This window comes from Streptomyces sp. NPDC037421, from assembly GCF_055602105.1.
Genome location: NZ_JBVJWV010000077.1, coordinates 1 through 1,707 on the forward strand (window position 1 = coordinate 1; position 1,707 = coordinate 1,707).

Annotated in this window: 2 protein-coding genes; both read left to right on the top strand. The window is 72.1% G+C overall.

The annotated features are described in order from the left end of the window. A partial coding sequence (locus ACZ7IF_RS39125) for an adenosylhomocysteinase (RefSeq protein ID WP_470981172.1) occupies positions 1–189 on the top strand: 189 nt, incomplete at its 5' end. Positions 190–358: 169 nt separating this feature from the next. Then, positions 359–1,516, top strand: a complete 1,158-nt coding sequence (locus ACZ7IF_RS39130) for a DegT/DnrJ/EryC1/StrS family aminotransferase (protein ID WP_470981798.1) — start codon at positions 359–361, stop codon at positions 1,514–1,516. Positions 1,517–1,707: the final 191 nt, after the last annotated feature.

The window sequence follows — 1,707 nt, forward strand, 5'->3', positions numbered from 1 at the left end:
GAGCTGTTCACCAAGCCGTCCGAGTACCCGACCGACGTCTACGTGCTGCCCAAGCACCTCGACGAGAAGGTCGCCCGCCTCCACCTGGACGCGCTCGGCGTCAAGCTCACCACCCTGCGCCCGGAGCAGGCCGCGTACATCGGCGTCGAGGTCGAGGGCCCGTACAAGCCCGACCACTACCGCTACTGATCCACCCGAACACGGGGACGGCCCGTGCGCTCCTCCCCCGAGGGCGCGTGGGCCGTCGCCGTCGTCGTGCCACCGCACAGTCGGCGCCGTTCACCACCACCGGACTTCGATCCACGGTCGAGCGTCCGTTCCTAGGCTCGGTGGCGACATCCGGACGTGAGAGGCGGCTATGATCAATCTCTTTCAGCCCCAGGTGGGTGCTGAGGAACTCGACGCGGTTGCCAAGGTGTTCGAGGACCGCTGGCTCGGCCACGGACCGCGCACCAAGGCCTTCGAGGCGGCGTTCGCCGAGCACCTGGGTGTCGCACCCGAACACGTCGTGTTCATCAACTCGGGCACGTCGGGTCTTTTCCTCGCCACCGAACTGCTGGATCTCGAGGAGGGCGACGAGGTCGTCCTGCCCTCGCTCAGTTTCCTCGCCGCCGCCAACGCGATCGTGACCGCTGGTGGACGGCCGGTCTTCTGCGATGTGGACCCGCGGACGCTGAACCCCACGCTCGAGGACGTGGAGCGCTCCCTCACCGACCGCACCAAGGCGGTCGTCATCCTCCACTACGGCGGTTACCCCGGAGACATCGTCCGGATCGCCGAGCGCTGCCGCGAGCTCGGCATCACGCTGATCGAGGACTCCGCCTGCTCCGTGGCCTCCCGTGTCGACGGCAAGGCCGTGGGGACCTTCGGCGACCTCGCCATGTGGAGCTTCGACGCCATGAAGGTCCTCGTCACCGGCGACGGCGGCATGATCTACGTGAAGGACCCGGAGCAGGCCGCCCGGGTCCGGCGCCTCGCCTACCACGGGCTGGCCCAGCCCAGCGGCTTCGGCTACGCGAAGGTCTCCGCCCGCTGGTGGGAGCTCGACATCCCCGAGCCCGGCCGACGCGTCATCGGCAACGACCTGACGGCGGCCATCGGCTCCGTACAGCTGCGCAGGCTCCCCGAGATGGTGGCCCGGCGCAAGGAGATCGTCGCGCTGTACGACCAGGAGCTGGCCGGCATCGCCGGTATCAGCACTCCGCCCGCCCTCCCGGACGGCCACGAGTCCACCTACTACTTCTACTGGGTGCAGATGGATCCTGCGATCCGGGACCAGGTCGCCAGTGACCTGCTGGCCGACGAGATCTACACCACCTTCCGCTACGCGCCGCTGCACAAGGTCCCGGCGTACGGCACCACCGCGGTGGAGCTCCCCGCCTCCGACTGGGTCTCCGACCGCACCCTGTGCCTGCCCCTTCACCCCGGCCTCAGTGACGCCGACGTGCTGACCGTCGCCGCCTCCCTGCGCAAGGCCCTGGAGGCACGCGGCGCGGAGCAGGCCACCGGGCGCTGATCCAACTCTCCGGGCCACCCGAACGCGGGGGGGGGGGGGGGGGGGGGGGGGGGGGGGGGGGGGGGGGGGGGGGGGGGGGGGGGGGGGGGGGGGGGGGGGGGGGGTGGGGGTGGGGGGGGGGGGGGGGGGGGGGGGGGGGGGGGGGGGGGGGGGGGGGGGGGGGGGGGTGGTGGGGGGGGAGGGGGGGGGCG